The 22,736-nt window shown below is 62.7% G+C and carries 16 protein-coding genes; 9 read left to right on the plus strand and 7 right to left on the minus strand.

Features of this window, described 5'->3' with window-relative positions; translation table 11 throughout:
• Positions 1-37: 37 nt before the first annotated feature.
• From HHL24_RS08255 to HHL24_RS08270, 4 genes are all read right to left on the minus strand, one after another.
• Positions 38-2,737: a fused MFS/spermidine synthase gene (locus HHL24_RS08255; RefSeq protein ID WP_169485009.1), complete on the minus strand. Its 2,700-nt coding sequence runs from the start codon at positions 2,735-2,737 to the stop codon at positions 38-40.
• A 116-nt stretch (positions 2,738-2,853) separates the two neighbouring features.
• Positions 2,854-4,551, minus strand: coding sequence for an arylsulfatase (locus tag HHL24_RS08260; protein WP_169485010.1), 1,698 nt, complete (start codon positions 4,549-4,551; stop codon positions 2,854-2,856).
• A 113-nt stretch (positions 4,552-4,664) separates the two neighbouring features.
• On the minus strand, positions 4,665-5,771 hold the full coding sequence (locus tag HHL24_RS08265) for an HAD family hydrolase (RefSeq protein ID WP_169485011.1): 1,107 nt from the start codon (positions 5,769-5,771) through the stop codon (positions 4,665-4,667).
• Positions 5,772-5,855: 84 nt separating this feature from the next.
• The gene (locus HHL24_RS08270) at positions 5,856-7,097 is read right to left on the minus strand and encodes a formylglycine-generating enzyme family protein (protein ID WP_230417380.1); all 1,242 of its coding nucleotides are present in this window, start codon (positions 7,095-7,097) and stop codon (positions 5,856-5,858) included.
• Between the two features lie 291 nt (positions 7,098-7,388).
• Between HHL24_RS08270 and HHL24_RS08275 the strand changes: the two genes are divergently transcribed.
• The 6 genes from HHL24_RS08275 to HHL24_RS08300 are packed head-to-tail and all read left to right on the plus strand — an operon-like array spanning position 7,389 to position 13,852.
• Complete coding sequence (locus HHL24_RS08275; protein ID WP_169485012.1) at positions 7,389-8,348, plus strand: AAA family ATPase; 960 nt, start codon at positions 7,389-7,391, stop codon at positions 8,346-8,348.
• 53 nt (positions 8,349-8,401) lie between these two features.
• Positions 8,402-9,373, plus strand: coding sequence for a DUF58 domain-containing protein (locus HHL24_RS08280; RefSeq protein WP_169485013.1), 972 nt, complete (start codon positions 8,402-8,404; stop codon positions 9,371-9,373).
• Positions 9,370-9,900 carry a DUF4381 domain-containing protein gene (locus HHL24_RS08285; RefSeq protein WP_169485014.1) on the plus strand — a complete coding sequence of 177 codons (531 nt, stop codon included), beginning with the start codon at positions 9,370-9,372 and terminating at the stop codon, positions 9,898-9,900. The genes HHL24_RS08280 and HHL24_RS08285 overlap by 4 nt, the downstream gene beginning before the upstream one ends.
• Positions 9,887-10,924 carry a vWA domain-containing protein gene (locus tag HHL24_RS08290; protein WP_169485015.1) on the plus strand — a complete coding sequence of 346 codons (1,038 nt, stop codon included), beginning with the start codon at positions 9,887-9,889 and terminating at the stop codon, positions 10,922-10,924. The genes HHL24_RS08285 and HHL24_RS08290 overlap by 14 nt, the downstream gene beginning before the upstream one ends.
• Positions 10,914-12,506: a vWA domain-containing protein gene (locus HHL24_RS08295; RefSeq protein ID WP_169485016.1), complete on the plus strand. Its 1,593-nt coding sequence runs from the start codon at positions 10,914-10,916 to the stop codon at positions 12,504-12,506. Before HHL24_RS08290 ends, HHL24_RS08295 begins: the two co-directional genes overlap by 11 nt.
• Positions 12,503-13,852, plus strand: coding sequence for a BatD family protein (locus HHL24_RS08300; RefSeq protein ID WP_169485017.1), 1,350 nt, complete (start codon positions 12,503-12,505; stop codon positions 13,850-13,852). Before HHL24_RS08295 ends, HHL24_RS08300 begins: the two co-directional genes overlap by 4 nt.
• A gap of 26 nt (positions 13,853-13,878) precedes the next feature.
• On the opposite strand, the gene HHL24_RS08305 is transcribed toward HHL24_RS08300, so the two are convergent.
• Positions 13,879-14,844, minus strand: coding sequence for a LysR family transcriptional regulator (locus HHL24_RS08305; protein WP_169485018.1), 966 nt, complete (start codon positions 14,842-14,844; stop codon positions 13,879-13,881).
• Positions 14,845-14,954: 110 nt separating this feature from the next.
• Between HHL24_RS08305 and HHL24_RS08310 the strand changes: the two genes are divergently transcribed.
• Positions 14,955-15,689, plus strand: a complete 735-nt coding sequence (locus HHL24_RS08310) for an SDR family oxidoreductase (RefSeq protein WP_169485019.1) — start codon at positions 14,955-14,957, stop codon at positions 15,687-15,689.
• Between the two features lie 135 nt (positions 15,690-15,824).
• On the opposite strand, the gene HHL24_RS08315 is transcribed toward HHL24_RS08310, so the two are convergent.
• Entirely contained in the window at positions 15,825-16,022 is a 198-nt protein-coding gene (locus HHL24_RS08315; RefSeq protein ID WP_169485020.1) for a hypothetical protein, read from the minus strand.
• A 237-nt stretch (positions 16,023-16,259) separates the two neighbouring features.
• Between HHL24_RS08315 and HHL24_RS08320 the strand changes: the two genes are divergently transcribed.
• On the plus strand, positions 16,260-18,056 hold the full coding sequence (locus tag HHL24_RS08320) for an ABC transporter transmembrane domain-containing protein (protein ID WP_169485021.1): 1,797 nt from the start codon (positions 16,260-16,262) through the stop codon (positions 18,054-18,056).
• 4 nt (positions 18,057-18,060) lie between these two features.
• On the opposite strand, the gene HHL24_RS08325 is transcribed toward HHL24_RS08320, so the two are convergent.
• Positions 18,061-19,113 (minus strand): TraB/GumN family protein, encoded by a 1,053-nt coding sequence (locus tag HHL24_RS08325; RefSeq protein ID WP_169485022.1) that lies wholly within the window; start codon positions 19,111-19,113, stop codon positions 18,061-18,063.
• Positions 19,114-19,959: 846 nt separating this feature from the next.
• On the opposite strand from HHL24_RS08325, the gene HHL24_RS08330 reads away from it, so the two are divergent.
• Complete coding sequence (locus HHL24_RS08330) at positions 19,960-22,725, plus strand: MGH1-like glycoside hydrolase domain-containing protein (RefSeq protein ID WP_329606603.1); 2,766 nt, start codon at positions 19,960-19,962, stop codon at positions 22,723-22,725.
• The last annotated feature ends 11 nt before the right edge of the window (positions 22,726-22,736 follow it).

Genomic DNA, 22,736 nt, shown 5'->3' on the forward strand with positions numbered 1-22,736 from the left:
GAGGAGCAACGAAATCACGGGCACTTTACCAGTGCGCTTAACTACCGTCTCCGATGAGCCATCGGTAGTAGGCGTTGTCCGGGTCCGCGCGGACGACATTGCCGATGTCCTGCGCCCATGCATCCCGATCGCCTTTATACGCATCCAGCCCGGCTGAATAGAAGCTCTGTAATGCGCCGCGCGAGTTCTCCATGGCGGCGCGGAACGCATCGTCGGCACCCTGCAATGGCGGGGCCGTGCGAAGTGCCAGCAAGTGTGTCAGCGTCGTCGGGAAGGCGTCGTGGCGAACCCATGTGGCGTATTCGATGCGAGGCTGGTCGTCCGTGACCGGCTGGGCGTCCGCGGCGTAGTACGCGAGGCCGGCACGGTCGGTGATCCAGGTGGCCAGCAGCGCCGCCGGCGACGCAATGCCGACTTCGCGCAGTGCCGCGGCGACCTGCGGTTGCGCAAAGCGCGCTTCGATCCGCGGCACGTCCAGTTCGAGCGGCTGCATTGAACCGACCAGCATCATCTCGTGCAACTCGGTGGTCCACAACGCGGCATGCGGAAACACCTGGATGAAGCTCTGGATCAGCGAACGCGTGTCCTCTTCATTCTGCGTCGGCAACGGCAGCCATTGCGCGACGATGCCGCCTTGCTGCAGGCGCGACGCCGCCAGGCGATAGAAGTCCGACGAGTACAGATTGACGATACCCGCGGCCGACGGCGGCGGCGGCTCGAGCGTGATCAGATCGTAGCGTTCGGCATTGCGCAGCAGTTCGCGCCGTCCGTCACGCATCCTGATGTCCATGCGGGCGTCGGTGCTCATGGCGTAGTTGCCCTTGAACTGCGGTGCGGCACGCACGACGGCCGGCAACAGTTCGGCGACCGCGCGGTGTTCCAGCCCCGGCCAGGTGAGCAGCGCGCCGCCGGTAATGCCGGTGCCGAGCCCGATCACCAGCGCCGTGCGCGGCGTCTCGCGGTGGATGATCAAAGGCAGCAGGGCTTGCAGGCGCATATATCGCAGCGACGCCATGGTGTCGCCGGAGTTGGAGACACCCTGGATATAGAGCCGCCGGAATTGTCGCTGGCCGGCGTTCTGTTCGACGACTGCCACCGTGCCGCCCGCACTCTCTTCGTAGAAGGTCAGATTGCCGCCACGCGATTCGGCGAGCAGCGTGGCGAGCCGGTCGGACGGCGTGACGATGACGGTGATGAGCGTCAGCGCGGCAAGAACAGGCACGCTCCAGCGTGCGAACGGCCGCACGTCCGAGCCGCGCAACACGGCAGCCAGACTGACTGCGCCCGCGAGCACGGCAAGCGCCGCGAGTGTGTGAATGAGGCCCAGCTTCGGAACGAGCACGAAACCGGTCAACAGGGTCCCGGCGATCCCACCGGCGGTATTGAGCGCCACGACGGCTCCGACGTCGCGCCCCGTGTGCCGGTTGTCCACGTTAAGACGCAACGCGAAGGGAAACGCCGCGCCTAACAGCAGGGTAGGAACGAAGACGACGCACACGGCCGCCACCGCGAAGCCCGCGCACATGGCCGTCAACAGGTTGCCGGTGGCGCCGAGTGCGGCTTCTCGCGCGAGGCTTTGCCAGTGCAGCAGCCCGTTGCCCAGCACGGCGATCTCCAGCAGCGCGACCAGTCCGGCCGACACGATCAGCACCGCAAACACGCCCCACGGATCGCGCGCCCGATCGGCATAGCGCGACGCCAGCGCGCTGCCGAGCGCGAGGCCTAGCAGATAGGTGGCCAGCACCACGGCGAAGGCAAAACTGCGGGTGCTGATGAATTGCACGATGACCTGCGACCACACCACCTCGTAACCGAGCGCGACGCCGCCGGCGATCGCGTAGAGCGCGAGTGCAAGGCGAGCCTTCGAAGCGTGCGCGTTGCGCGCGATGTCTTCGGAGGAGGGCGCGTCGTGCGCGGTCCGCACGTTACTAGCCGGGGAAGACGCGTCGAGCACGACGTCAGCCGTAGACTGACGTGGAGATATGGCCGGTGAGGGTGACCCTACTGCCGGCACGAGGCCCTGCTGCGTGCGTCCGAGCAGCGCGGCGACCAGCGCCGCGCCGGCATTCAGTGCGGCAGCGGCGTATGCGCTGCCCTGCACGCCGAGCCATGGAATCAGAATAAAACTCGCGGCCAGCGTGCCGGCAATCGCGCCGGCTGTATTGGCCGCATAGAGACGGGCGCCGGAGCGGCCCATGTGGGCGGCGGCGGGGCACAGCGCGCGCATCAGCACCGGCAGCGTGCCGCCCATCAGTACCGCGGGCAAGCCGACCAGGACGAAGGGTAACGCCCAGGCCAGCGGTCCGATCCGGTCTTGCAGCGAGGCAAACGGCGCTGCGGCATGCGGCAGCATCCACGTGCTGGCGACGGCCAGCACCAGCACGCCGGCTTCGAGCAGCGCATACAGGCGTAACGGCCGCGCGAGCCGGTCGGCGAGCTTGCCGAGGACCCAGCCGCCTATTGCAAGGCCTGCGAAAAAGGCACTGACACCGGTGGTGACGGCTTGCACCTCGACGCCCACCACCAGCGCGAGCTGTTTGATCCACAGGACCTGGTAGATCAGCGATGCGGCGCCCGAGGCAAACAGAAGCAGGAGCAGCCAGGCGATGGGCAAGCCTGGACTGGCGGCTTCTTTCTGGGGCTCATGCAAGTGAGGATCGTCGCGACGCTGTGCGCGTTCATGTGCACGGCGCTCACGGCGTGAGCTTTTGGCACGGTTGGCCAGCGTTTCGGTCATGGAATGAATGGCGTGGGGACGGTGTCAATAGACCTGAAGCGGCTTGACGAGGGTTGAAACGACATCCAGAAGTTGCGCCCACCGGTCAAAACCGGCAGGCGCAACCGCACTACATATTACTCGAGGCCGCGCTTCTTGAAGGACTCGTCAATCTTCTTGTCGACCTGGCGGCGCACACCGTCCACGCTGAAGCTCGCGGGACGCTGGCTCGGCGGATAGGCGACGAAGCTCTGCAGGAACGTCGACGCTTTCATCGTCGCGATCGCAGTCAGATAAACATTCTTCGTTTCCCAGTCGTTGTACTGATCCGAGGTGATGTCCGCCCGTTCATAGGGATCCATGCGCAAGTTAAATAGCTTGGGCAAACGCAGGCAGACCAGCGGGTCCTCCCAGATGTTCAGGTTGCCCTTCGCGCGCTGCTCGCAGAACACCGCCTTCCAGGCGTTGCCGTCCTGATCCCAGCGCATCGCCACCAGATTTCCGTCGTCGTCGAAATAGTAGAACTCGGTGCGCGGATCTTTAGTCGTCTGTCCGGTCAGGAAAGGCAACTGGTTGTAGCCGTCGAGGTGATTCTTGAAACTCGCGCCACCCGCTTTGGGTGACCATCCTTTCAGGAGCCGGTCCTTGACGCCGCCGTCGCCTGCCGCGGCGAGCAGCGTCGGGAACCAGTCGAGGCCCGAGAACATCTCGTTGGAGGTTTCGCCCGCCTTGATATGTCCCGGCCAGCGGATCATTGCCGGCACCCGGAACGCGCCTTCCCAGTTGGAATCTTTCTCGCTGCGGAACGGTGTGGTCGCCGCATCCGGCCACGAGAACTGATTCGGCCCGTTGTCGGTCGTGTAGATCACGATCGTGTTGTTGGCGATCTTCAGATCGTCCAGCAGCTTAAGCAGTTTGCCGACGTCCTGATCGTGCTCCCACATGCCGTCGGCATATTCATTGCCGGGCATGCCGCTCTTGCCGCGGAACTCAGGCCGCACGTGCGTGAACACGTGCATGCGCGTGTAGTTCATCCAGACGAAGAACGGCGTGCCGGTCTTGACCTGCTTGCGGATGAATTCTTCCGCGTGGGCGCCGGTTTCGTCGTCGATGGTCTCCATGCGTTTGGCCGTGAGCGGACCGGTGTCCTGAACCTTGCCGTCCGAGGTGCTATGAATCACCCCGCGCGGCGAGAAGTTCTTCACGTACGGGTCGTTCTTGTCCTTCGGCCAGTACGGGCGCTCGGGTTCTTCCTCGGCGTTCAGGTGGTACAGGTTGCCGTAGAACTCATCGAAACCGTGATTGGTCGGCAGGTACTCGTTCTTGTCGCCAAGGTGGTTCTTGCCGAACTGGCCGGTGGCGTAGCCGAGTGGCTTGAGCGCCTGGGCGATCGTCATGTCGGTCTTTTGCAGGCCGACCGGAGCGCCAGGCGCGCCGACCTTGGAGAGCCCGGTACGCAACGGCGACTGCCCGGTGATGAAGGACGAACGCCCCGCCGTACAGCTGTTCTCCGCGTAGTAGTCTGTAAAGATCATCCCTTCGTTTGCAACGCGGTCGATGTTCGGTGTCTTGTAGCCCACCACACCACGCGTATACGCACTGATATTCGCCTGTCCGATGTCATCGCCGAAGATCACGAGAATGTTCGGTTTGGACGAATTTTTAGTGGCCGGCTGTTGTTGCGGCGCGCTGGTGGCCGGTGGTGCCGCCGGTTTGGCCGGCGCTTGAGTCTGCGCGGGCGCGTTAATGGATGGAAAAATCAGGGCAGCGAACGCCGCAAGGGCGACGACTGTCGCCCCGGCTGCATAGCGCCCCTTTCGCAGGAACATGCTCATCGTGTTGCTCCAATGGAGTTGTCTTTCATTCACCCGTTACGCGTTCCTTGCGCGCCGGGTTGCCTCGTAGCGGCCGCGACCTGCACGCGGCTCGCGCTCTCTCTCGCGTCCGACTATTGCTTCGGCGCGGGATAGATGGTTTGCCAGTCGTCCTTCATGCTGACCACGGTCCAGCCGTCGGCGATCGCTTCGTCCCACGCCTTGTCGAGCTTGCCGATCTTCGAGGTGCGGTCGTACGCGAATTCGCGTACGGCGTCGTCGTGATGCACCAGCAACGCGAGGTGCGGGCCGCTGCCGGACGTCGTGTACTCGAGCATTTGCTGATCGCCGTCCGAATTGCCGAACGCGAGAATGGGCTTGCGACCGATATTCCGATAGATGCCGACAGGTTTGCCGGGGCCGTCGTCGACGAAATCGATTTTCGGCTGGCGCACCAGCGCGGCTTGACCGTCATGCATCTGGTACTGCACGAGTTGGCTCGAGCCGATCACCTGCTCGGGCGGAATGCCGTACGCTTTCTCTGCCCACGGACGCATGAATTCGATGGTGCCGCCCGACACGATGAAAGTCTTGAAGCCGTTGGCGCGCAGGTAGGCGAGCAACTCCAGTTGCGGTTGGTAGACGAGCTCGGTGTAGGGTCGGTTGAATTTCGGATGCCGCGCGTTGGCCAGCCAGTCGCGGATGGTCTTGTCGTAGTCGTCCACGGTCATGCCGCTATTGGCGGCGGCGACCAGTTGCAGCACCTGTTTCTGCTGGCTTGCCAATGCGCCGTAGTCTTTGGCGACCAACGCCTTGAAGGCCGGATTCTTCTTCCACTCGGGATGCTTCGGCGCAGCCGCTTTCACCTGGTCGAGCATGAAGGCGAACTGGAAGTACAGCGGCTGCTCGCTCCATAGCGTGCCGTCGTTGTCGAACACGGCGATGCGCTCCGCAGGCGGCACGTAGTTCGGCGAGCCTTCGCGGGTGACGTCGGCGACGAATTTCTCGATCGTCTGCTTGGCCGCTCCGTCACGCCAGGACGGCAGTGCGGCGGTCGAGCTGACTGCTGCCGGCGGTGGTGGTGCGTTCGTACCACCAGGCGTCGTGCAACCGGCGGCGGCTAGCGCGACGCTGAGCGCGACCACGGCAGCGCCGAGCGCCGACCCGAATGCAGACCTACCCGCAGCGCGGGTCGAACCCGCGACATGCTCCGACCGTCCTGGCTGACAGCTTGAACGCATCCAACCTCCATTCTGATTGCACGATTCCACAACCCGCGAGCGGACGCGCGGGGAAAGGGGTACAGCTTGAAAGGGCAGAGCGCCCTAGCTTCCGTCTGCGCCTGCGGCGCGGGCCGACTCCTGACGCGCAAGCGGTTGCTTCCAGGTGTCTTCGTCCATCACGAGGCGAAAGCCGAGATGCGACATGCTGTTGTACGGGTCGGTGCCGCGCCTCGCGCTCGGACGGTAGCTCAGGCAATAGGCTTCATTGCAGAGAAACGAGCCGCCGCGCGTCACGCGCTTGGGGGCGTCCACAGGTACGCCCTGGTCGGCCGGGTCCCACGAAGCGCGCGGGCCAGCCGGGTTGTCGATCGTGCTGGTGCTCACCGCTTCACGCCGGAACTGGTCGGCGCGATACCAGTCGGCCACCCACTGCCAGGCGTTGCCGGTCATGTCCGACAAGCCATAGCCGTTAGCCGGAAAGGTGCCGACCGGACTCGTGCCGAGTGCGCCGCCCGCCTTGGGGCTGACTACCGGGAACGACTGCGGCTCCTGACCTTGCCAGACATTGGCCATCTGTTTGCCGTTCGGCGCGAACTGATTGCCCCATGCGTAAGTGGCCTGCTCGAGGCCGCCACGCGCGGCGAACTCCCATTCGGCTTCAGTGGGCAGGCGTTTGCCGGCCCATTTCGCATAAGCCTGCGCGTCTTCGTAGGAAACCTGAACAACCGGGTGATCGTCTTTGCCGATGATGTTGCTGTCCGGCCCAGTGGGGTGGCGCCAGTTCGCGCCAGGCACGTAGCGCCACCATTGCGAATAGTCTTCCAGCGGCACAGGGTGATTGGTTCCGACGAACACCATGGCGCCGGCCACCATTGCGCTGTCAGGCGGACGCGGGGTGTCGGGCGGCAACTGCACTTTCAGGGTGTCCCAATCGGGTTTCTTCTCGGCGGTCGTGACGTAGCCGGTTGTTTCTACGAATTTCCGGAATTCGGCGTTGGTCACGTGATGACGATCCATCCAGAAGCCATGCACGCGCACCTTGTGGGCCGGGCGTTCGTTGGGCTGTGCCTGCTTTGAATCGCTGCCCATCAGGAACTGACCGCCTGGAACCCAGGCCATGCCGAGCGGGCCATGCGTTCCGTCACCGTAGACGACTTGCGGGTGAGGTTGGCTATGTGAGGTGACGGCCCAGCTGACCGCCGCGCCCACGCATGCGGGAAGCATGACGAGGAGTGAGCCCCACAGGAGCAGCTTGCGATAGCGCGCGGTGGGCGCCGGGGTTGCGGAAGGCGCGCCTGCAGAGCGGGCAGCCGTTTCCGTGCCACGTTTTCCTGAACTCATCATCCCTTCTCTCATACGGGTGAAGCTGCTGGCCCTTTACCAAACCTGGCCAGTTCTTATTGGCACGGAATAAGCTTGGTGATACCGAATAGCGATTTTGTCAATTAGAAATGTGTCGCATGCTGGTTAGCGAACGTGACACGAAGGCTATCAACTTTTCAAACACATTTCACGCTTTTTTTTACTCATTGGCAAAACTTTTGACGAAAGACCGCTCGTGTATTAACGTATCTGGCGGCGATCGTTGGCATTCAAAATTGTCTCACCACCAAATGATTGGGGAAATCAAGAACTATGCGCGAAACGATCCTTCGCTTCGAATCGAGCGTCAACGAAGCGATAGTGGGCCAGCAAGCCGTTGTCCGGCAGGTACTTATTGCACTACTCGCAGACGGCCACGTGCTGCTCGAAAGCCTCCCCGGACTCGCCAAAACCCGCACCGTCAAAGCCATCGCCACACGGCTCGCGGCGACCATGAGCCGCATTCAGTTCACCCCCGACCTGTTGCCGTCTGACATCACCGGTGCCGAAACGCTGCTGCAAAGTGGCGCGGAACGCACACTCAGCTTTCAGCCGGGCCCGATCTTCGGCAATCTGATTCTTGCCGATGAAATTAACCGCGCGCCAGCCAAGGTCCAATCCGCATTATTAGAGGCGATGGAAGAGCGGCAGATATCCGTGGCGGGAAAAACTCATCGAATGGCGGATCTGTTTCTTGTCATGGCCACGCAAAATCCGATCGAACAGGAAGGTACCTATCCGTTGCCTGAAGCGCAAATGGACCGGTTTCTTCTTAAAGTGCTAATTAGTTATCCGTCGCCACAAAGCGAGACCGAGATGTTGCGGCTGCTGCGGCGCGAAAGCGGTAACGCCTCCGCTGCACCCAGTGTCCTCGCACAAGATGTCATTTTCGCGGTGCGTGAAGAAATCAGGCAGATCGCGGTTGCGCCGGCGATCGACAACTACATTGTGTCGCTCGTCAATGCCACGCGGCATGGCAAGGAACTCGACGCCGACCTCGGCAAGTGGATCGAAATTGGTGCGAGCCCGCGCGGTTCGATTGGGCTCGACCGTGCGAGCCGCGTGCAGGCGTGGCTGCAGGACCGCAACTTCGTCACGCCCGACGACGTGCGCGCCGTCGTTCATCCGGTGCTGCGGCATCGGCTGATACTTTCTTACGACGCCAATGCCGAGAACATCAGTGCCGACGCCGTAGTCGACCGGCTGATCGAAAAGGTTGCCGTGCCGGCCTGACACATAATGCAACAAGCATTGTTGCATCGACGCGGGGGATTGCCGTGGTCCTGATGTCCGAATCTGCGAACTCTGCACCGTCAGCAGAGGGCCGAGTGTATGTCGACGCCGCGCATCTGGCGAAGCTCGAGTTTCATGCACGCGGGCTGAGCTTTATCGCGCCGCCACCGGTATCGAGTGTGCTGTCGGGCAGTCACGCGTCGCGATTGCGTGGACGTGGGCTCAATTTCGAAGAGATTCGCGCCTACCTGCCTGGTGACGATGTTCGTCACATCGACTGGAAGGTCTCGCTGCGTCTCGGCAAGCCGCAGATTCGCGCCTATACCGAAGAGCGTGACCGGCCGCTGCTGGTGGTTGTCGATCAGCGCATGAATATGTTTTTTGGGTCGCGCCGCGCGTTCAAGTCGGTGGTGGCCGCCGAAGTAGCGGCGCTTGCCGTGTGGATGGGCTTCACCGCCGGCGACCGGGTCGGTGGCGTGCTGTTCAACGACAGCCGGATCGTGCGGGTGAGGCCGCTGCGCAGCCGCAGCCGGATCAAAGTCCTGTTCGGCGCGCTGGCAGGCATGAACAACGCGCTGCATGCCGACAGCGAAGCGCGCACCGACTACGCTCAACTGAACGCCGCGCTCGAAGGGGTGCTTCAGTTAGCCGGTCACGACTACCTGATCTGCATCATCAGCGATTTCGCCGGCGCCAACGAACGCACGCAGCGCCTGTTGCGGCAGTTGTCGGCGCACAACGACGTCGTCGCGGCAATGATCTTCGATCCCTTGTGGCAGCACATGCCTGAACACCGTGCGCTGGTGGTCAGCGAAGGGCGTCTGCAGGTGGAATTGCGTATCGAGCAGGAGCGGGTGCGTGCGCCGCTATCGAGTCTGTTCAGTGGGCGCACCGCCGAGGTCGCGGAATTGCTGCGCACAAGCGGCGTTCCGCTGATGGCCCTCTCGACGGCGGAACCGACTGTCGGCCAGGTGCGGCGGCTCCTCGGCCAGCGCGCGCGACCGGCCGCGGGGAGTGGCCTATGAGCGCTGCGTTGCCCGTTCCGCCTGATTCATCGGGACAACTCAAGCCATTGCAGGAGTTGCCGTTGCCTGAAACGGTGTCGTATGTGCCGCAGACCATCGGCTGGGTGTTTGTTGCCGTGGTGCTGCTGGCTGCACTAGGCGTGGCAATCTGGTTTGGTCGGCGCCGCCGCGAGAAACAGCGCTACCGGCGGGTGGCGCTCACTGAGCTGGCGAGCATCGAAACCCGTCTCGCGTCCAACCGCGCGGACCGTGAACAGCGCGCGAACGCGCTCGCCGCGATACCGAGCCTGATCAAGCGCACCGCGCTCGCGGTCGCACCGCGCGAGCAGATCGCGGCACTGACTGGCGGTGAATGGCTCGCGTTTTTGCAACGCACGCGCGGCCGCTTCGACGCCAGAAGCGGAGCACTCCTCGAACTCGCGAGCTATGCGCCGCCCGAGGTGGTTGCCGGGATTTCCGACGGTGACGCGGCAGTGCTTGTCGGCCATACACGCGACTGGATCGAGCGTCATCATGTGGAAGTTTGATTTTCCGTGGCTGTTCGCGCTGCTGCCGCTGCCTCTTTTAGTGTGGTGGCTGGTGCCGGCCTATCGCACCCGGGCCTCCGCGGTGCGTGTACCGTTCTTTCACGAAATGGCGCAGGCCGCCGGCGAAAAGCCGGCACCCGGTGGCGTGCGGTTGCGCCGCAACTGGCTGCAACGTCTGCTGCTGCCGTTGCTGTGGGTGTTGCTGGTGATCGCTGCCGCCAAACCGGTTTATGTCGAAGCGCCGATCGTGCGCGAAGAACCCGCGCGCGATCTGATGCTCGCCATCGACCTGTCGGGCTCGATGGCGACGCGCGATTTCGTTGATGCCGCCGGCGTTCGGATGGACCGGTTGAGTGCGGTCAAGCGCGTAGTGGCCGATTTCATCGCGAAGCGCAAGGGCGATCGCCTCGGCCTTGTTGTGTTCGGCGACGCCGCCTATCCGCAGGCGCCGCTCACACTCGATCACGACGCCGTGCAGGTTCTGCTCGACCAGATGCAGATTGGCATGGCGGGGCCGCGTACCGCCATCGGCGATGCGATCGGCCTGACCGTCAAGCTGATGGCGAACTCGCCGGCGCCGGAGAAGGTGTTGATCCTGCTGACCGACGGCAACGACACCAGCAGCGCCATCCCGCCCGAGCGCGCCGCCGAAATCGCCAAAGATCACAAGTTAGTGATCCATACCATTGGCATCGGCGATCCAGATACGACGGGCGAGGACCGGGTCGATCTCGATGCGCTTGCCCGCATTTCAAGCATTACCGGAGGCCGTGCGTTTCGCGCACTCGGCCGGCAGCAGGACCTGGCCGACGTCTACGCCACGCTCGACAAACTCACGCCCGTGAAAGTGAAGCGCGAAATCTACCGGCCGCAGCGCGATTTCTACTGGGTGCCAGCCGGGCTGGCGGTGGCGATTTTCGCGCTGTACCACGTGCTGGCGCTGCTGATTGCGGTGCTGCGCGCGCCACGTCGCGAGCGGCCGCCGGCGCGCGTGACGGTTGCGGAGGCACGTCGTGGAAATTGATCTGACGGCTTTCCATTTTCTGCGCCCGGAATGGTTGCTGCTGCTGATTCCCGCAGCGCTGTTGCCGCTCGTCTGGTTCCGCCGCAATAGCGTGCGCGCGCGCTGGCGCAACGTCATCGATCCGGTGCTGCTGGAACATCTGATCGTCGGCGACACGAAGCGCCGCGTGATTCAACCGGTTCACACGCTGGCTCTGCTGCTGGGCATCGGCGCGCTCGCTGCCGCGGGCCCGACCTGGCAACAGGAGCGCCCGCCGTTCAATCAGGACAAGGCGCCGCTCGTCGTCGTACTTGAACTGGCTCATTCGATGGACGCAACCGATGTCGCGCCCACGCGGCTGGAACGTGCCAAACAGAAAGTGCTCGACCTGGCGAGGGCGCGTAAAGGCGCGCGCACCGGTCTGGTGGTGTTCGCTTCGACGGGCCATCTCGTTGTGCCGCCCACCGAAGACCCAGCCATGCTCGATCTCTACGTGCCGGCGCTGTCGCCCTCGCTGATGCCGCATGACGGGAAGAACGCCACCGCCGGACTCGATGCGGCCGAGCGGCTTCTGGCGAACGATCCCACCGCGGGCACGATCGTCTTCATGAGCGACGGCTTCGATACGAATCAGACCGACGCTTTCGTGCAAAGGGCCAAGACGCTCCGGCATCAATTGCTATGGCTGGCGGTCGGTACGGAAAACGGTGGCCCGATACGCGGCCCTGACGGCACGATCGCCATGGACCCCGAAGGCCACCCGCTGATGGGGACCTTCGATGCCGACGCGATCCGCAAGGTCGCGAATGAAGCCGACATTCCGCTGGCCAGCATGCGCGTGGATGACGACGACGTGGTGTGGGTCCAGCATCGCGCGCAGGCCTATCTCGCGCAAGAGGAGGAGTCGAAGATCGTGCCGCGCTGGAAAGAAACCGGCTACTGGCTCGTCCTTCCGTTGCTGCTGCTCGCGCTGTGGAGTTTCCGGCGGGGCTGGACCGTCAAGTGGCTTCCTGTGGTGTTGATCTCGCTGGCCTTCAGCGCCATTCCCCGTCATGCGCAGGCTGCCGAGTGGCGCTGGGTCGACCTGTTCGCCACGCACGATCAGCAGGGCCGCTGGAATTTCGAGCACGGCAACTACAAAGCGGCCGCACAACGCTTCGACGATCCGATGTGGAAGGGCCGCGCGCAATATCTCGCAGGCGACTATGCCGGCGCCCTCGAAAGTTTTTCGCGTCTGAAGACAGCGCGGGCGTATTTCTACATGGGCAATACCCTCGCGCATCTCGACGACTACCCCGCCGCCATCAAGGCGTACGACAACGCGCTCCAGCTTCAGCCTGCGCTGCGCGAGGCATCGACCAATCGGGCGTTCCTGCAGCGCCTGCTCGCAAAAGACGAGCAGGATGAAATGGACCCGGAGGAGGATCCACCCGATCAGGTGGAGACCGACAAGAAGAAAGGGCGGGGCACGTCGACCGTGATCGAGGGCGCGCCGCGTCCGAGCGAAGAGGTCTGGATGCGCAATCTGAATACCTCGCCCGCGGTTTTTCTGCAGCAGCGCTTTGAAGCTGAATCCGATGCAAAGGGAGCGGGCACGCCATGACAGCGGTTTTTCTGCGGCTTCTGCTCGTCATCGCATGGCTCGGCGCGGCTTGCGCTTCAGCGTCGGCCTTCGCCGACCCCGCGCCGCGGACCATGGTTCGCGCGCATCTCGAACCCGCTGGTCCGGTCGTCGCGGGCAGCGAGGTCAAGCTCGTCGTCGACCTGCTGACGACCGCCTGGTTTACCGAGGCACCGGACTGGCCGCTCTTCACCGTCGCCGATGCGATCGTCAGCCTGCCGGACGAGCAGGCCGACAACCTTTCTGAGGACATCGACGGCGTGCGCTGGTTCGGCGTGAGCCGGGCCTATCGCATCGCGCCTCAGGCAGGCAAGACCTATGACATCCCGCCTTTTGCGATCACCGTCCACCCGGGGGGCATAGACACCCCGGTGCAGGTCATGACCCCCGCGCTTAAACTCGTGGCGACCTTGCCACCGGGTGCGCAGGACATGGCCGTCTTCTTTCCGACAACGAGGCTCACGGCCACGCAGAAAATCGAACCGTCGACGCAGCAGCTTCGGGTAGGCGATTCGATCACGCGCACCATCACGCAAAGCGCGGCCGGCACCGAGTCGATGCTGATTCCGCCGGTGAGCCTGGGCGAGGTCGCCGGATTGAAGCGCTACGCCAAACCGTCCACGACGCGCAACATCGTGCAGGACCGGGTGGGGCTGGTCGCGGGCGAGCGAACCGACAGCGTGACCTACATTGCCGATCACAACGGCCGGTTCAAGCTGCCGCCCGTGACGATCGAATGGTGGAACACGAAGACGCAAAAGAAAGAGACGATCGAATTGCCGGGCGTGACGTTTTCCGCGTCCACCGCGCACGAGAAGCCTCTCTTTGAGATCCCTGCCGATGTGATGAATCAGGGCTTGGCGCACAGAATCATTGTGATTCACAGCGGGCAGTTGATCGCCTTCTGTGCGATCGTGCTGGGTCTTTTCGTAGCGGTGTGGGCACGTGGGCGCATCGCAATGTTCCTGCAGCGCGCAAAACATCGGGTGAGCGACGCGCGAAAGCGATGGCTCGAGAGCGACACGGTAGCGTGGCGTAAACTGTGTGCGGTTGCGCGGCAGGGCGAATGGCGGCGGACCATTCCGGCCTTGTATCGCTGGATGGACCGGAGCGGGGACTTCGGACATCCGGCGCGGCTGGAAAACCTCCCTCGCGCAGACGATCCGAAAGTAGCGGAACTGGCCGACGCCGTGACTGTGCATTTTGCCAACGGTGTCGCGCGCGAGTTTCGCTGGACGGATACGGAATCGGCATTGCGACGCGTTTGGAAAATGAAGAAGTTGCAGCAGCAGGAAAGGGCGCCACTTCCGCCACTCAATGAGTATTAGAAAAACAAAACCACCTGCACCTGTGCCTACGACGACTTTGCGTGCTGCCGGGTAGAGACGCGCTGCTTTGCCTTAACAAGGCGTTTCTGTGGCTCACTGCCGTGCCCCAACGTTTCCTGGAGAAACGCGATGAAGCTCACCAGCTTCGGTGGCATGCGGGCGTCGGGCAGATGCACCACATGGATGGGCCAGGTCGGCGCGGGCCAGTCGGGAAAAAGACGAACCAGCCGCCCCGCATCCAGATCTTCCTGCAGCATCAACTGCGGCTGAAGAATCACTCCCAGTCCTGCGAGCGCGGCCTCGCGCAGCGCCAGGCCGCCATTGACGTCAAGGCGGCCGCGCACTGAGACGTGTTCCACACCATCGCCGTCCGGGCGCGGAAAGCGCCATTCGCGTTCAGGGCCAGTCGCGACCATAAAAGCCAGGCAGTTGTGCTGCACGAGATCGGCGGGCGTCTGCGGATGCCCATGGCGTGCGAGGTAGGCCGGCGACGCGCAGGCAATCCGCGGCGAACGGGCTAACGGCCGCGCAATCAGGCCCGAGTCCGGTAGCACGCCGGCGCGAATGGCGGCATCAAAACCGTCTTCCGCCAGATCGACGAAGCGGTCGTTGAGGGACAACTCCACCTGAACGTCGGGATAGCGGTCGAGGTACGCGGCAAGCGCCGGTACGAGCACACGTGTGCCGTAAATAACCGGGCAACTCACCCGCAATCGGCCACGCGGGCTCCTCAGCATTTCGAGCGCGTCCAGGTCTGCGGCATCTACCAGCGCCAGAATCTCGAGGCATCGCGCGTGATAGCGCCTGCCGAGTTCGGTCAGGCTTTGACGTCGCGTGGTCCGATTCAACAGCCGGCCTTTGAGGCGTCGCTCCAACTCACGAATATGGTTGCCGACCATTGTGGGCGTCATGCCACTGCCTTCCGCCGCAGCGGTGAAGCTGCCGCGGTCGACCACGCGTGCAAATATCTCCATGCTGCTGAATCGATCCATTCGTAAGTCCCATTAATGAGTGTTCGAAGAGATGACGCGTTTATCAAATTTGGTTAAAGAATAATACTCGTGTCCAGGCTTCAATTCATAACCCGCTGCAAGGACTCCCAATGACTATTGCAAACACGACTCTCCAGCATCAACGCGTCGTCCTGCTGGGCGGCACTTCGGGCATCGGCCTTGCCACGGCTCATGCCGCGCTGGCCGCCGGCGCCTCGGTGACGGTGGTTTCATCGCGCAGTCAGCGTGTTGCCGAGGCTGTCGCGAGGCTCGGCGACCGGGCCGAGGGATACACGGTCGATCTGAGCAACGAACCCGCTGTGCGCAAACTGTTTGAACAGCTAGGGCCCTTCGACCATCTGGTCTACAGCGCGGGCGATTCATTGCAAACCGGAGCGCTCGTCGACATGGACCTCGATACGGTCCGTCAGGTTTTTGGTGTGCGCGTCTTCGGCGCCATCGCCGCCGTCAAAAATGCAGTGCCCTATCTGCGTCCCGGTGGCTCCGTGGTGCTGACCAGCGGTATCGCCAGCTTGCGACCACAAAAGGGTTGGGTGGCGCTTGCCAGCGTCTGCAGCGCGATGGAAGGCCTCACGCGTGCGCTGGCGGTGGAGTTGGCGCCCATTCGCGTCAACCTGGTGAGTCCCGGTTTAGTGCGTACGCCGCTGTGGGCCAACTTGCCCGAAGCTGACCGTGAGGCGCTCTATGCTGTGAGGGGGGCGGCCCTGCCTGTGGGGTATGTCGGCGAGGCCGAGGATCTCGCGCAAACTTACCTCCATCTGATGACGAACCGCTATGTCACGGGACAGACCGTCGTTGTGGACGGCGGCGGCGTCCTGGTCTGATCGCCATACCGCTCGCCTCATCCATATAACGACGAGAATCTCTGGGGGCGTGTTTGCCGACGCCTCCGGACCGTGCTGAGGCCTGCCACTACGCCCAGGAGCGGGCGGCGGTAAGCTCGCCGCCTAGCGACGCCCCTAGCGACGCCCGCTGCGGCCCCACACGTAGCGCACCCAACGTTGCCACCTGCTGCGCTGCGGAGCGATAGCGTTGCGCGATGCCTGCTCCTCGCGGTCGCGCTCGACGCTCTTCTGTACCTGCTCGTGGATCTGGCGCAACGTCAAGCCGCCGGGGCCTTTCAGTTTGTCGGGATCGGAGTCGGAGTCGTCTGTCATGGAAACAGCCTAATCCGGGTGAGTCGACTCGATCTTGATACAGATGGTGAGTCGCGGCAAGCACGTGAAAGCAGTCTGCCGACCGGCGTGTCGCCGCATAGGCGGGCAGTTCTTCAGGGCGACGCGCGGCGGACACGGAAGCACGCATGGATCATGCGCCGGGCTTTTACATGAGCCGCCTTCGAATCCACAGGACTGGCACAATCTGGGTGACCTCCGATTCGCTTGGGAATCTTCATGCCAGACGCTGTCCCGTCTTCGTCGCCTGCATCACCTTCGCCACGTATTGGCCCCCTGTTTGCCCTGTTTCCCTTTCTGCGCCCCTATGCCGGCCGCTGGGCGCTCGCGTTCCTCGCGCTGGTGACCTCGGCGGGCGCCACACTGGTGCTGCCGGTGGCGTTCAAATACCTGATCGATCGTGGCTTCGCGGGGGGCGACCGGGCACACATCGATCGTTATTTCTTCGCGCTATTCGTCGTTTCGCTGGTACTGGCCGGCGCCACGGCGCTGCGCTTCTACCTCGTGTCATGGCTGGGCGAGCGGGTCACGGCCGACTTGCGGCGTGCGGTCTACGACCACGTGCTCGGGATGAGTCCGCAGTTCTTCGAGACCACGCAGACCGGCGAGGTGCTGTCACGACTCACCGCCGACACCACATTGATCCAGACGGTGGTGGGTACCAGCCTGTCGCTGGGATTGCGCAACTTCTTCCTGTTGACCGGTGGCGTAGCGATGCTGGCGGTGACGAGCCCGGTGCTGTCCGGCTATATCATCGCGACGCTGGTCGTGGTGGTTGCGCCTATCGTGATCTTCGGCCGGCGCGTGCGGCGGCTCTCGCGCGCGAGCCAGGACAAGATCGCGAACACGAGCGCGCTGGCGGGCGAGGTGCTCAACGCCATGCCGACCGTGCAATCGTATACGCAGGAGCCCTTTGAGACGCGGCGCTTTGCCGGCGCGGTGGAGGCAGCCTTTGAGACGGCGCTCACGCGCATTCGCGCGCGCGCCTGGTTGACCGCCGTGGTGATCGTGCTGGTGTTCAGCGCCATTGTGTTCGTGCTGTGGCTCGGGGCGCAGGCGGTGCTGGCCGGGCGCATGACGGCGGGCCAGTTGTCCCAGTTCATCCTTTACGCGGTGTTCACGGCCGGCGCCGTGGGAGCCGTCGCCGAGGTATGGGGCGATCTGCAGCGTGCTGCCGGTGCCACCGAACGTTTGCTGCAATTGCTGGCGGCGCGCTCGCCGGTGCAGGAAGCCGGGACAACGGTCGCGCTGCCTGCGCGAGGCGAGGGCATCCGCTTCGACAATGTCAGCTTCTCGTATCCATCGCGCCCTGGCATTGCCGCGCTCTCCGCACTTTCACTTGAAGTCCGGCCGGGCGAACATGTCGCATTGGTCGGACCGTCCGGCGCGGGCAAGACGACGCTGTTCCAACTGCTGCTGCGCTTTTACGATCCACAGTCCGGCCGAATTCTGATCAACGGCGTCCCCACGCGCGACGTGCCGCTCGTCGAATTGCGCAAAGAAATCGGCGTAGTGCTGCAGGAATCGGTGATCTTTTCAGGGAGCGTGCTGGACAACATCCGCTACGGCGCGCCGGAAGCCACGCTGGCACAAGTACAACGGGCTGCCGACATGGCCGCAGCGGCTGGCTTCGTCGAAGAACTGCCGCAAGGCTACGATACCTTTCTCGGCGAGCGTGGTGTGCGACTGTCTGGCGGACAGCGCCAGCGCATTGCGATCGCTCGCGCGATCCTGAAGAATCCGCCCATTCTGCTGCTCGACGAAGCGACTAGCGCGCTCGATGCAGCCAGCGAACGGCTGGTACAAAAGGCACTGGACAATGCCGCGCAGAACCGCACCACCCTGGTTATCGCGCACCGCCTTGCGACCGTACAACAGGCCGACCGCATTGTGGTGCTGGAACAAGGCCGCATTGTCGCGCAGGGCCGTCATACCGAGCTCCTTCTGAGCTCGCCGCTCTATGCCCAGCTTGCTGCCCTGCAGTTCGGCGAACAGATGGGGCAGGCGGTGCAGTGAAGCCTCAACCTGCCCGCATCGGCCGCGCCGGGCAGACTGCGCTGACCGCGCGCGTAACCGACGGCTGCGACGCCGGGTCTGCATCCCCGGCTTTCTGCACGCACGCAGTATTGATGATGCCAGGCGGCGGCGCGATCGTATAGCCGTCCGCCTTGAGTCGGTCCAACAGCGAGTCGTCACCGAAGAAGTGACCCGCGCCGACTGCAATCAGGATCGGACCTTTACCGTGAAAATAGCCGTAGCCTTCTATTGCAGCGGCAAAATTCTTCGTTCCGGCATGGAAGACGTACTGGTCTGCGTCGTAAAGCGATTGGCTCTCGAGCGGATCATGGTTTGTCACCAGCCGCTCGATTCGCGCCATGTCCGAATTCAGCCATGCCTGTTCGAGCTCACCCAGGTCTATTTCGCCCGGCGCACCGCCAGTCAAATTGGCGCAGCTAGTCTTCAGGTAGGCCTCCTGCTCATCGGGCGACATGTCGTCGAATAGCTTCATTGCCTGGTCGAGCGTTTCCAGATAGATCACCGGCATCATCTTCTTCTGGGCGATTTTGAGCAGCCGTTCGTCGATGCCGGCACGAAACGGAGACGGCTTGCTATCCGCTGTTTGCCCTGTCGTCCGGGCTGCGTCCACCGTCAGTGAAGCGAGCCACGGCTTCAACTGAAAAAACGGAACAATTTTTAGATTGCTCTGCCGTGCGCATCGTGCAAGCGCTTCAGCGGTCAGGGTCGTGACGTGATTCGTGATGTTGTCCTGCGGGCCGTATTGCCCGTGGCGAAGCACCGTCGGCAATTCCTTTTTGCTCACGGAAAGAGGCGCTTCCAGCACGACGGCCTCAGCACGGCCCGCGACTTGTGACAGCCAGTCTTCGATGCGCGGATCGTCGACCGTCAGCTTGTGAATGGTGGGAAGCAGCAACAAGGTCGGCCGTCCGGGTGCAGTCGCAGTCCATATGGGCGCAGAGCTTGCAACGGGCGGCGTGGGTGTCTGCGCAAACGCGATGCCGGCGAATAGTGCGCTGCCTGTCAGTGCGATCGCTATGCCAATGATGGGCCGCATCCTTGTCTCCCCATTCTTTGTTTTCGATGTATTGATCGGGCGCGGGAATTGATTTGAATCTGGATTTTCAATCCATGCATCCGGTCATCATGGAAATCGACGGCTCGGCGGCTGTCTTCGTATTACCCGGTGCGCTCGAATCATCATAGCCATGCAAAACGCCCATGATGTAGGGGGAAACGCTCGACTTGGCAAAGTAATGCGCGGTGCATGGGTCTTTTCTGGCATCGGCAGGCGTCGATGCCACGGTTGTCGAGAATTGAGCCCGGGCCTTGCAAAATCGGAGGACCGTTCTGGAGCGCGTCCTGCCGACCGCATTGGACTGTGTCCATCCAGGGCCGCTGGCCCGCGCGCTTTCACCAGGACGTTCGAACTTCGGGTACGCCCCGAAAACGGACCTTCTCGCGCGCATCGTGTCGGCGCTTCGAACCGCGAACGGCAGTTACCCGAATCGGTGCATCCGTCGGCACCGTCTCGGTGGCCCACTTTATGCGCTGCAGTTCGCTGGACTTCTGGCTAGCGGCGCGACTATTCCTCGCCTTCCGCACTGCGCGGTAGCAGTTCCGCGCAGAAGCAGCCGGGGTGAACAGTCGAATAACGGTGGGCTGTGCAATTTTCCAGACGACCCGTAGCGATGCACTACCATTCAAATGGCGCACGAGCCAATCTAACGGTCTTGTGCCGATCATGTCCGGCAAGACATACGTCAAAACTGCCAGCAATCAGGGGGTATTTAATACATATCGTACTGTTCGACCACCGCGATTCGTATTGGCCATGGGACTCGAATCGGGCCATGACGCAAAGCGGCTTCACTCAATACGCCAGAAACATGGGGAGTGTCAGGTGAGCGCAGAGCATAAGCGTCTTCTGGAAGAGCGCGAGCAGGACGTGGCCTGGAAGAAGTGGGGACCCTATCTATCTGAGCGACAGTGGGGAACAGTGCGCGAGGACTACAGCGAGTCGGGCGACGCATGGAACTATTTCACCCACGACCAGGCACGCTCGCGGGCCTATCGTTGGGGAGAAGATGGCCTCGCCGGTATCTCCGATGACCGCCAGCGCCTTTGCTTCGCGCTGGCCCTGTGGAACGGCAAGGACGCCATACTCAAGGAGCGTCTGTTCGGCTTGACCAACGGTGAGGGAAATCACGGCGAAGACGTCAAGGAGTACTATTTCTATCTCGACTCCACACCGACCCACTCGTACATGAAGTATCTGTACAAGTACCCGCAGGCGGCCTATCCGTACGAAGACCTCGTGGCGACAAACCGGCGCCGGAGTCGACAGGATTTCGAATACGAATTGCTCGATACGGGCGTGTTCAACGACGATCGATATTTTGATGTGTTCGTCGAATACGCGAAGGCATCGCCAGAAGACGTTCTTATCGAGATCACCGTCTGCAATCGCGGCTCTGATGCGGCTGCGCTGCACGTGCTGCCGACGATATGGTTTCGCAACGTGTGGTCGTGGGATGCCGACGTTTCCAAACCGATACTGCGGCAGTCAGCCGGGCACGACGCCTTCGGTACTGTCGTCGCTTCAGACGCGGATCTCGGAGAGCGGTTCCTCTTTTGCGAAGGTGAATGCTCGCTGCTGTTCACAGGGAACGAGACCAACACAGAGCGCATCGCGGGCATTCCCAACCGGACGCCATACGTCAAGGACGGCATCAACGACTACATCGTTCACGGCCGCGAGAGCGCAGTCAACCCAGAGAATGAAGGCACGAAAGCCGCAGTTCACTATTCGCTCACTGTGGGCGCACACGAATCCCGAACGCTTCGCCTGCGTCTGAACGATCAAGCACCCACTCCGTCCGCGGCGCCTGGAAACGCGGACGGCGGACCGTTCGGAGCTGGGTTCGTTGCGACAATGAACGCTCGACGGCGCGAAGCCGACGAGTTCTACGCTGAAGTGATCCCGTCATCGCTGGCCGAGGATGCCGCCAACGTGATGCGCCAGGCGCTCGCGGGCGTGCTGTGGTCGAAGCAGTTCTACTTTTACGATGTCGACAAGTGGCTTTCAGAGGCCGGCACCGACCCGTCCAGGCCGAAACGACTTGCCCCTCGCAATAACCGCTGGCACCACATGTACAACGCGGACATCCTCTCGATGCCGGACAAGTGGGAATACCCGTGGTACGCAGCCTGGGACCTGGCGTTTCATGTCCTCGCGCTGACCCTCGTCGATGAGGACTTCGGCAAGCAACAGTTGGATCTGATGTTTCGGGACCGCTATCTTCACCCGAGCGGACAGATTCCCGCGTACGAGTGGAACTTCGGCGATGTGAACCCGCCGGTGCATGCATGGGCCACAATCTTCACATATCGACTCGATCAGGGGCGGCATGGAAAGGGTGACGTCGAATGGCTCGAACGCTCCTTTCAGAAGCTGCTGCTCAATTTCACCTGGTGGGTGAACCGCAAGGATCGCGCTGGGGACAACGTCTTCGAGGGTGGATTTTTGGGGCTGGACAATATCGGGGTTTTCGACCGCAGCGCGCCGCTGCCGACGGGCGGCTATCTGGAGCAGGCCGACGGCACCGCGTGGATGGCGCTGTTCTGCCAGAACATGCTTGAAATCGCGCTCGAACTGGCGCACGAGCGGCCTGCCTACGTCGAAATGTGTGTCAAGTTCACCTCTCATTTTCTGTGGATCGCGTCGTCCATGCTCCATGCCGGCGAAAATACCGGAATGTGGGACGAAGAAGACGGGTTCTTCTACGATGTGCTTCGACTGCCGAATGGGGGCTCACAGCGCCTCAAGGTTCGCTCCATGGTGGGACTCCTTCCTCTGTGCGCGGTCACCTCCTTTACCGGGGACCTTATGGACACAGTTCCCGAGGCGAAACGGGGATTGCGCAAATTCATGGAGGCGCGCCCGGAACTCACCGCATTCATTCACAACCCGAACACGCCTGGCCATGCCGGTCGCAAGCTGGCGGCCGTCCTCGATGAGAGCAAGCTGCGCCGCGTATTGGCGACGATGCTCGACGAAAACGAGTTCCTGAGTCCCTACGGCATACGCTCGCTCTCCCGCTACCATGCGGAACATCCCTACGTGCACCGCGTGGGCGACCACGAGTACCGGGTGTCATATCTGCCGGCCGAGTCCGATACGGGGATGTTCGGGGGTAACTCCAACTGGCGCGGCCCGATCTGGATGCCGGTCAATGCGTTGATTATTCGCGCCTTGCTGCAGTATTACAGCTACTACGGGAATGATTTCACAGTCGAATGTCCGACGGGCTCCGGTCGACAAATGACTCTGTATCAGATCGCGGAGGAAATTGCGCGTCGGTTGGCCAACATTTTTTTGCGCGCCGCGGATGGCCGGCGGCCAGTCTATGGGGGTAGCCGGTTGCTTCAGGAGGACCCGCTATGGCGCGACCATGTTCTCTTCTACGAGTACTTTCACGGCGATAACGGAGCAGGTCTCGGTGCGAGCCACCAGACCGGCTGGACCGCGATTATCGCGCGCGCCATGCATCTTTTTTCTGCTACGACGGCAGAGCAATTTCTCGATTTGGGCAAGGGCGCCATCTTTGCTGCAGGCGAGAGGCCGGCGGCCAACACAGCAACACGAATGGACAGGGAGCGCTCGTAAAGTTGCAGCCC

The sequence above is a fragment of the Paraburkholderia polaris genome, from assembly GCF_012927345.1.
GTDB lineage: Bacteria > Pseudomonadota > Gammaproteobacteria > Burkholderiales > Burkholderiaceae > Paraburkholderia > Paraburkholderia polaris.